A 9,410-nucleotide genomic window follows, 5' to 3' on the forward strand; every position below is an offset into this window, starting at 1 on the left:
GGGAGCTCTTAGCTGGGAGCAGGGAGCAGGGGGAGCAGGGGGAGCAGGGGGAGCAGGGGGAGCAGGGGAAGCAGGGGAAGAAGAACTATTGATTGTTGACCAATACTTCGACTTCGCTCAGTACAAGTGCCCAATGCCCAATGCCCAATGCCCAATTTCCAATGCCCAATCAAAATCGTTCCTGTAAACATTCAGCAATGCGTAGTGCGGCTCCGGATTTCCCCATGCGTCGCATACCATTTTCGGCAATAATTTGCAAAATATCAGGATCTTTGAATAGAGACTGTACTATCTTGGCAACTTCTGCTGGCTGCTCGACTAAAATCAAAGATGAGCCTAAAAGACGACTTTGAGCTTCAGCAAAGGCAGGGTTATATTGAGGCCCATTACCGGGAATCGCGATCGCAGGTTTTCCTAAACCGATAAACTGTTCTGTGGCTGTACCTGCCATAGCGATCGCTATATCTCCCAAATGCAAACAATCATTATAGGCTTGTTGTGTCAGCAGTAGATATGCATTCCTTTGTTTAAATGTCAAGATATTTGGATCAGCAATTTGGATAGGACATGCTGATTCAGTGCGCCAGCCTTGGGATTGCACACTTTGGGATAAAATATGAGAGTCTAAACCCGGAGCGATCGCACCTAAAAACACCACTCTGTTAGAAGTATAGAAAATCGAATCTCGCTCCTGGAAACTTGCCATCAACGCAGATACAGCAATCATAATTATTTCCCAGTTAGCGTATGCCTCTGGCGGACGGGAACCAGGAAGAAGAGTCACTACAAAAGGCCGAACTATCTCTTGTTGTTGGCTATCCTGACTATAAAATTGTTGGCGTGAAAAGGTCGGTTGCAGACCATCCATCATGGGATTACCCAAATTAAAAGCTGGAATTGGCCATTGTTTTAATGTTTCCGTCGTCAGTGCATCTCTAGGAAACACCGCCTTACAACGGCGACGACTCATTAACCAACGTTCCCAAGGATGGTAAACTGAACCGGAAAAGTTTTCCCAACGCGCATCTTTGGATTTCCGTGGTAATAATCCAGCTTCATCCCGCACATAATATTCAGATTTTGCCGTACCCACAAAAGCATAATTAGCGCCACTGAAAGTTGCAAACAACAACGGGACAATATCGCCCACAGCTAAAATCGCTCTTTTATTACCTAATTTTTTTTGAGAACTCACCCAACGGCGAATAGCTTTAATCTGGCTGAGGGTAAGTTGTAATAAACCACCGCGTACATCCCGCACTAATTGGCGGTTATCCATATAAATAAAGCCGCCAGAAGGCATAGTGCGGACTGAACCAATAAGGGGGATATCCAACTTTTGGTAAGCACGTCCTTCACCCACCAGAGGTAAAGCAAAGATTTCTGGTGGGTTTGATTGTCGTTGGAGTTCTTGCAAAATCCGAACTGCAATGACATCTTCTCCATGACCATTACTTAATACAAGTAAGCGTAAAGGAGAAGTTGCAGCTTGAGAGTTAGAAGCTAGAGATAACCGAGATACATTACTCATAAGAAACAAAACATCAAAATTAACTGTCTGTTGGGGTAAGAGGTATAAATAGGGAAATTGGCGAAGAAGCTGGAAGTTAGTATTATCCCTATTCGCTAGCGTCTCTACAACTAACTCCCAGTTAATTAGGTTAAATATTATGCGAGTTTCTGCTAGTGCAATTTTTACTTTAGCTACTTTAACTGCTGCCAATGTCACTCAGCAAGCAACGGCTGCACCTACTAAAACCGTTACTCCAACTGCAAAAGCTGGTAACTTGGTAGTGCCGATAATTGAAGACACTCCCGCACGGATAGAGACAATTGCTTCCCCAGAAACTATAGTTGCACAACAATTTTCCCAAAATCCCGTCGCCGTGCAAACAGGTGCAAACAAAAATTCCACAGTAATCTTAAAGTCAGCACAACAGTTAAATTCCAAAGTCATCCTCCCTATTTCCCCCGCCTCCCCTGCTTCCCCTGCTCCCTCATCCCCCTCATCCCCCTCATCCCCCTCATCCCCCTCATCCCCCTCATCCCCCTCATCCCCCTCATCCCCCTCATCCCCCTCATCTCCCTCATCCCCCTCATCTCCCAAAACCCCTAATACTGGAAGCGATTTAGTAGTCACAGCTACATCTGTACAGGTAGTGGGAGCCAATCAAGAATTGCAGCAAATCATTCGCAAAGTAATTAAAACCCAGACGGGTGGAGAAACCAGTCAAAGCCAGCTACAAAAAGATGTAGCTGCAATTTTGGATACAGGTTTATTTAGCAATGCCAGTGTGAATAGCTTTAGCACGCAGGCTGGATTGAATGTAGTTTATCAAGTACAACCGGTAATTGTGCTATCGCTGCAACTATCTGGTGCTAAAGTCCTCACCTACCAAGTAGCCCAACAACAATTGCAATCTCAAATTGGAACCACCATCAGTCCTGCTGGACTCCAGCAAGCAGTAGCACAAATTAACAAATGGTACGCCGACAATGGTTATAACTTAGCACGCGTGTTATCAATTAAACCCAGTTCTCAAGGTATTCTTACTGTGAATGTCGCTGAAGGCTTGGTAAGTGATATCAAGTTTCGCTTTGTCAACGACGAGGGTAAAACCGTTGATAGCAAGGGCAATCCTGTGGGAGGACGCACCAAAACAGATTTCCTGCAACAGCAACTCAAGCTAAAACCTGGTCAAATCTTCCAAGAAAATGTCGTAAAGCAAGACATACAACAGCTATATCGTACCGGTTTATTTGAGACTGTGAATGTTGCCTTAGAAGGAGATGCGACAAAACTAGATTTAGTCTACCAACTCAAAGAAACTGGGGCGCGTGGTGTTAACTTGGGTGGTAGTTACAATGCTGATCAAGGATTAGTAGGCACAATCAGCTATCAAGATCAGAATGTCGGTGGTGTTAATGATACTTTAGGTGTGAATATTGGTGTAAGCAGCCGAGACTTGCAGTTTAATAGCAAATTTATCAGTCCCTATCGGATAAGTAACCCCGATCGCTTAGGGTACACTGTGAATGGTTTTCGTAGTCAGGAACTTTCGGAAACGTTTGACGACAAGATTAAGCTAGCTAACGGCGACAAAGTTCGAGAAGGTCAAATTGGCGGTGGTGTCAGCTTGCAGCGACCAATTGACGACTGGAATACCTCATTAGGATTAAACTATACCCGAACTAGTATTCGCGATCGCCAAGGTAATATTACTCCAAATGACGCTCAAGGCAATCCCCTATCTGCGAGTGGAACTGGCGTTGACGACCTAACTACCGTATCCTTCACCGCCACCAAAGACCAACGAGATAATCCCCTCAATCCAACTCAAGGTTCCGTTGTGAGTTTGAGTACAGAACAATCTGTCCCCATCGGTCAAGGAAATATTTCCCTAAATCGCCTCAAAGCCAATTACAGCCAATATTTACCAGTCCAATTATTTAACACCAAACAGCCACAAGTATTTGCGGTGAATGTCCAAGCTGGTACCGTCCTTGGTAATTTACCACCCTACGAAAGCTTTAACTTGGGTGGTTCCAACTCAGTGCGCGGTTACGATTCTGGAGATGTAGGGAGTGGTCGCAGTTATGTGTTAGCTTCAGCAGAATATCGTTTCCCCGTCTTACCAATAGTAGGGGGTGTATTATTTGCCGACTTTGCCTCAGACTTAGGCTCCGGTGATACTGTATTAGGAGATCCAGCAGGTGTGCGAGGTAAACCAGGTTATGGTTTTGGTTATGGGGCTGGAGTGCGATTAAATTCACCACTAGGCTTAATTCGGGCTGACTATGGTATTAATGACCAGGGAGAAAGCAAAGTGCATTTAGGCATAGGTCAGCGATTTTAAGAAAATGAGCCTTCAGAGTATTAACCCGGATTTCTCCCAAAAACTGAAAAAAGAGTCAAAACTGTCCGTTTGCTCATTTTCTACACCAACGTCTAAAATTATGTCTAATACCATTTCTTTGTGAGGCTGCGCCAAATTTTCTTGGCTTCTTATTTCTTTCTTTGTGTCCTTTGCGTTCTTCTCCCAAGGGGAGACGCTAACGCGAATGCGGTTCGTTTATCATATTAGTTTGGCGCATCTTCATACAGAACTGGTATAAATAACATTGTTTTACGCGCTCTGCTGTGCGGCGCTTTGGACAGATTCTAAATCAACATTTAGCTGTTGAGCAATCTGCTCCACGCTCATCCCCGTTTTTAGTAACAAAGGCACAGTTGCTTTTAATATTTCTTCCCGTCCCTCAGCTTTGGCTTCCTGATAAATCCTCGTTTGCTCTAACAACATTTCAGCTTCCCGTTCTTCCCGACCCTCAGCTTTCGCTTCCTGATAAACCCTTGTTTGCTCTAAAGTCAGTCCTAGCATAGCTTCCACTTCCTCTCTACTCAAAGATGAAAACTTGTAAACAGCAATTGTGGTAATGATATCTATTATTTCGTTTTTCGTCAGTGAATCCTTTGACTCTAATTGTACCTGCTTAATTAATTGCTTTGCTTGCTGTGCGATCGCTTTCTCTGAGGCGATTGTCAATTGCATTAAATTGATGCCTATTGATTGCTGATTGGGAGTGCCTAACTCATCCAAATAAATTCGTTGCACTTGGTCACTGTTCAAAAATAATCGATGAGTTCTTGTATCACTTGGTTCAAAACTGCGTGATGGAAAAATTACCACACAATACCAGTCATCGTATTGAGACTGATTCCGGTTCAAATACATCATCGACTCAGTAAAAAAGCGATGATAAAGAGCTTCATCTTTCTGAAATTGAACTTCTGCAAAAAAGATAGTTCTGGGTGTTGTACCTTCTGGAGGTAAAAAGACCCCATCAATACGAAAGGCGGTTTCTTTCACCTCAACGGACTCAAATCGATAGTTCTGTGCCTGTTCAGTGCGGTAATCAACGAGTTCAAAAATAAACCACGGAAATCGCTTAAAGATTTGGTAATAAATGGTGTCGCGTTTCACTAAAATATCCGAAATATACTGGTTATTAACTTATTAAAAATTACAGAATAGCTCTTTGGCATTGTAGCAAGTAGCGTGTTAGTTATCACATCACAGGCGTCGAAGACAAATTGAGCTTGTTTCCTACTTCAGGATTTCTTGACTCTCGCGTTATCCTATAAAGATAAAACTGTTGTGCTCATGGGGAGGTCTTTCTTACTTGGAGAGTTCCAACAACTAAATCATCCTGTAAGATAGACAGGCAAAAACCCTGCCCCATATCAAAAAATATGGGAAAATTTTTTAGGAATCCCTCAAGACTCAGGACTCGCTAGTTATCTGCTCACTCAGGAATCAGGACTCTTTATGTTAGCAGGCACAATTTTGCAGGATGGAAAATATACCCTAATTCAAGAAATAGGGCGGGGTGGCTTTGGCATTACGTTTAAAGCTACGCATCACTACTTGGGTCAGGAGGTGGTAATGAAAACCATCAATGAACGGCTGCGACAACATCCTGATTTTGCAAAATTTGAGCGCCAATTCCAAGATGAAGCCAGACGATTAGCTACGTGTATTCACACAAATATAGTCCGAGTTAGTGATTTTTTTGTCGAGGCTGGACTGCCTTACATGGTGATGGAATACATTCGTGGCGAAACCTTGGGAGACGCATTTGTATTACCAGGGATACCGTTACCTGAAGCCACAGCAATTCATTACATCCGGCAAATTGGGGCAGCCTTGCAGGTAGTACATAACAACGGTTTGTTACATCGAGATGTCAAACCAGATAATATTATCCTTCGTGAAGGAACCCAGGAAGTAGTACTGATTGATTTTGGCATTGCCAGGGAATTTAATGGCAGTGTCAGGCAGACTCACACAGGTATGGTTTCTGAAGGTTATTCTCCCATTGAGCAGTATTTGACGCAAGCGCCGCGCACACCCGCCACGGATGTTTATGGTTTAGCCGCAACCTTGTATTCACTGTTGACAGCACAGGTTCCTATGCCAGCATTATTGCGCGATCGCGAGCAAATGCCTTCCCCCCGTGAACTGCAACCACACTTGAGTGCTGCTGTCAACCAGGCCGTAATGCGCGGTATGGCAGTGGAGTCTCGTTTTCGCCCATCAACAGTTGCTGAGTGGTTACAACTGCTACCTGGAAATGAGGTGAATATGACACCGCAAGCCTTAACCACTTATGCAGTGCCAACTGTCAATTTATCTGCCCAGCAGGCAGTAACTTTAATTGGGAATGGGAAAACTTCCCAGAATCGCATTCATAAACCATCTGCCTTGGCACAGCCCAACCCAGGCATCGCCAAAGAAAATGTACTGGCAAAAAAACTGGGGTCATCTCAAATATTCATTGGTATAGGTGTAGCCCTGGTTGCTGCTACAGCAGGTTTTGGCATCACTAGCATCTTACCCAAATCTCAGCCGCAGCCAACCGCAAAACCGCTTTTTGAACAGCCAACTCAAGAACCAGCCGCGAAAGCACCTAGCTTTGAGAGGAGTGAAGAGACTAACACCACCTCAAGAAGCGAATCAGCACCTGTTTCTAATTCCAAGCAGCGCCGGCGTAATCGTCGTTCTTCCTCACAAGAAACTCCCAGCAACCCTACACAAGAATCACAACGCGGCGATTCCGAACAATCCGCACCTTCACCTAGCGTTTCACCTACACCCTCGCTAGTCGAAAAACTACGGGCTATTCGTTCATCTCGTAGTGCTTCCCCCGCACCATTACCACAAAATAACTCACCCGCTTCTAATCAGAATTCTGCTTCCCCTCAACCGGTGATTCCGTCAAATTCTGTGGTTATACCAGCAGCGCCACCGACAGAATCCCAACAGTCAGAATCCAAACAATCAGATCCTTCTGCTGTAGTAGTACCAACAGTGGAAAAGCAAAATTCACCGACTGATAGTCAACCCCAGAATGATCAGAAATCTCAGGAAAAGCTACAAGATGACAATAATTAGTCAATTTGAAATTTTTTCTTCAATCTAAAATCCAAAATTCACAATCTAAAATTGAACGCCTTTTGCCAATACAAAAGCATCATTTTCTTTCTTGTTTCATCTTTAGCTAAATTCCTTATACAATTTTAGATTTGGGATTGGAAATGCTTAGTATATCTGGGTTTTCTCTGTCAATCTGTCGCAATGAATTTTTAAATTGGTATTATAGCCGTCCTAAATCATTTGTGAAAATTATATATCTTTTTCTTCTTTCTTCCCTTTGCGTCCTTGGCGTACTTGGCGGTTCGTTTCCTTATCTATATTTTTCACGAATCAAATAGGACTGCTATATTTACTCTCTTGACTTTTCCCGTTATTTGAAAAACCTCTCTCTAAATCTCTTCCTAAAAGGAGAGAGACTTTGCATTTTCCCTCTTAGAGGATGTTTGAAAAGTCGGTGATGCAGTAAAAAAAGCTCTCAGGACATAAGCTGTAAATACGTAGATACAGCACCATTGAGAGCCATGAGTAAAGCTTACCCTAGTAACCTGACCCCAGATCAATTTGAATTGATTAGCAAGTTAATACCAACCCCAAAACCCGGTGGTCGTCCTCGTGAAGTCGAGATTTTGGATATTTTCAATGCCATTTTCTATGTACTGTGTGAAGGCTGTCGGTGGCGTGCTAACCCATGCGACTTCCCTAACTGGCAGACGGTCTACACATACTTTCGTAACTGGCGCAAAGATGGAACGTGGGTAAGAATGCATGACCGACTCTGTTTGTGGACAAGAATGGAAAATAATCGAGAACCGAGTCCGTCTGAAGCCATCGGTGACAGTCAAAGTGTCAAAAGTAGCGCTTTCGTGAGCCAAGCAGTAGGGTACGACGAGGGTAAAAAAGTCAAGGGACGCAAACGTTTTTTAACAGTCGATACCTTGGGATTAGTACTGAGAGTGTTGGTTACTGCTGCCAGTACAGGTGAACGTGAAGGTGGTAAACAAGTCCTCAAGAAGGTTAAACAGATGGAAAATGCCGTGTCGCGCCTGAATCGAGTCTGGGTTGATAGCGGCTTTGACGGTGACCCATTTATGCGCTGGGTGATGGATTTCTGCCGTTGGATTGTACAAGTAGTACTACGACCAAAAGAGCGTAAGGGGTTCGTTTTGCTGCCTAAACGCTGGGTGGTGGAGCGAACCTTCGGATGGCTGACTTGGTGTCGGCGGTTAAACAAAGACTACGAGCTACTGCCTGAAACTGCCGAGACGTTTATTTACATTGCCATGATCCGAATTATGGTGAGACGATTGGCATAAAATTCTACCTCTCATAACTTTTCAAACATCCTCTGAGGCTGTTGCCGAGGTTCAAAAAATCCTTGAACAGCTAGAAAAGTCATACTCTACTGAAACGAAACAGGGCAAGGAGGCGATTGCTATAGAAACCATCAGACAAATCGACAGTAACCCTACCTTAGCCGCACGGATACTTAGTGCATTAACAGAAGGTAGTGTTTCTGCTTTCGAGCAATTCCTTAACCATCCAGCAGCGAGCTTTGTAATTGCTGCGTTAGCAGATTGGCAAAAGACTAAGGGAGCATAAGCATAATATTGTACTTATATTCAAGGTAAAAGGGTGTCTGTACCCAATAGATACCAGCAAGAGAATTTAATCAACCTGTACAAGGCTAAAAATCATTTAAGTGAAGTGATAGACCTATTGGGAATGATGTAATAACTAGCCTTTAAAATCTGTGAAGCGTTAAAGCGGGGGAATAATAACCCCCTTTTTTTATGTGTTCTATAGTTGTTGGATAACTTATTCAACAACTTATTGAATAACTTTAGACAACATAAGAACAAGTGAAGGCATAGGGTAATGATAACTAACAATCAACTATACTTATGACTTAACTTTAGTTATATAACTTAAACCAATTAAACCAGATAGCTTAAAGCTTAAACAATTGAAATGCTTACAGAATAAGGAAAAACGGAGAGGGGGGGATTCGAACCCCCGTTGGGTTTCCCCAAAACGCATTTCGAGTGCGTCACCATGAACCGCTCGGACACCTCTCCAGCTATATCATTCACACATTTGAGTGTTCAAATGCCATGAAGTAAGGGATATTTTACCATATTCCCTATACTACTATAACATTATCGCTTTATCTACGTAACGGAATGCTTCGGGAACGCCAACGCCAAGCCCAAGACATTTCCCACCATCGTGGTTGCTCTAATGAGCCAGCGAGTCAATGACACCCAGAGATGTCCTATCTGTTTGGCGATTTACCGTTATCTATTCATCAGGTTAACCAAGATGGCCCCTGAAACAAACACCTAACCTGACAGGGCAAACGCATCTTATTTACTAATAAAAACTAAAAAGGATTCCTGAAATATCTAAATAACTGTAAAATCTCATGAGGCTATAAACAAAACAAATCGAATTTTCTTGGAAATATAAATTATCTTA

General features: G+C 43.3%; 6 protein-coding genes and 1 tRNA gene. 4 read left to right on the forward strand and 3 right to left on the reverse strand.

The window, feature by feature from the left end:
* Positions 1-187 (forward strand): hypothetical protein (locus LC586_RS38350; RefSeq protein ID WP_229491025.1); only part of this gene is annotated, 187 nt, incomplete at its 5' end.
* On the opposite strand, the gene LC586_RS38355 is transcribed toward LC586_RS38350, so the two are convergent.
* Entirely contained in the window at positions 170-1,531 is a 1,362-nt protein-coding gene (locus tag LC586_RS38355) for a lipid-A-disaccharide synthase-related protein (protein ID WP_229491026.1), read from the reverse strand. The two genes, LC586_RS38350 and LC586_RS38355, sit on opposite strands and share 18 nt — an antisense overlap.
* Positions 1,532-1,670: 139 nt before the next feature.
* Here LC586_RS38355 and LC586_RS38360 point away from each other — a divergent pair, with 139 nt between their 5' ends.
* Positions 1,671-3,857 carry a BamA/OMP85 family outer membrane protein gene (locus LC586_RS38360; RefSeq protein WP_229491028.1) on the forward strand — a complete coding sequence of 729 codons (2,187 nt, stop codon included), beginning with the start codon at positions 1,671-1,673 and terminating at the stop codon, positions 3,855-3,857.
* A 270-nt stretch (positions 3,858-4,127) separates the two neighbouring features.
* Here the strand turns inward: LC586_RS38360 and LC586_RS38365 are convergent, their stop codons facing one another.
* Positions 4,128-4,982 (reverse strand): Rpn family recombination-promoting nuclease/putative transposase, encoded by an 855-nt coding sequence (locus LC586_RS38365; RefSeq protein WP_229491029.1) that lies wholly within the window; start codon positions 4,980-4,982, stop codon positions 4,128-4,130.
* A 345-nt stretch (positions 4,983-5,327) separates the two neighbouring features.
* On the opposite strand from LC586_RS38365, the gene LC586_RS38370 reads away from it, so the two are divergent.
* Both LC586_RS38370 and LC586_RS38375 read left to right on the forward strand, forming a co-directional pair.
* Complete coding sequence (locus LC586_RS38370; RefSeq protein ID WP_229491031.1) at positions 5,328-6,953, forward strand: serine/threonine-protein kinase; 1,626 nt, start codon at positions 5,328-5,330, stop codon at positions 6,951-6,953.
* Between the two features lie 503 nt (positions 6,954-7,456).
* Positions 7,457-8,248, forward strand: a complete 792-nt coding sequence (locus LC586_RS38375; protein ID WP_229491033.1) for an IS5 family transposase — start codon at positions 7,457-7,459, stop codon at positions 8,246-8,248.
* A 677-nt stretch (positions 8,249-8,925) separates the two neighbouring features.
* Here the strand turns inward: LC586_RS38375 and LC586_RS38380 are convergent.
* A tRNA-Ser gene (locus tag LC586_RS38380) sits at positions 8,926-9,010 on the reverse strand.
* Positions 9,011-9,410 lie beyond the last annotated feature (400 nt).

The sequence above is a fragment of the Nostoc favosum CHAB5714 genome (genome assembly GCF_020829495.1).
Taxonomy (GTDB): domain Bacteria; phylum Cyanobacteriota; class Cyanobacteriia; order Cyanobacteriales; family Nostocaceae; genus Nostoc; species Nostoc favosum.

Bases quoted from the DNA above. Each gene is read 5' to 3' on its own strand.
- LC586_RS38355 (WP_229491026.1), bottom strand. From the start codon at position 1,531: ATGAGTAATGTATCTCGGTTATCTCTAGCTTCTAACTCTCAAGCTGCA.
- LC586_RS38360 (WP_229491028.1), top strand. From the start codon at position 1,671: ATGCGAGTTTCTGCTAGTGCAATTTTTACTTTAGCTACTTTAACTGCT.
- LC586_RS38370 (WP_229491031.1), top strand. From the start codon at position 5,328: ATGTTAGCAGGCACAATTTTGCAGGATGGAAAATATACCCTAATTCAA.
- LC586_RS38375 (WP_229491033.1), top strand. From the start codon at position 7,457: ATGAGTAAAGCTTACCCTAGTAACCTGACCCCAGATCAATTTGAATTG.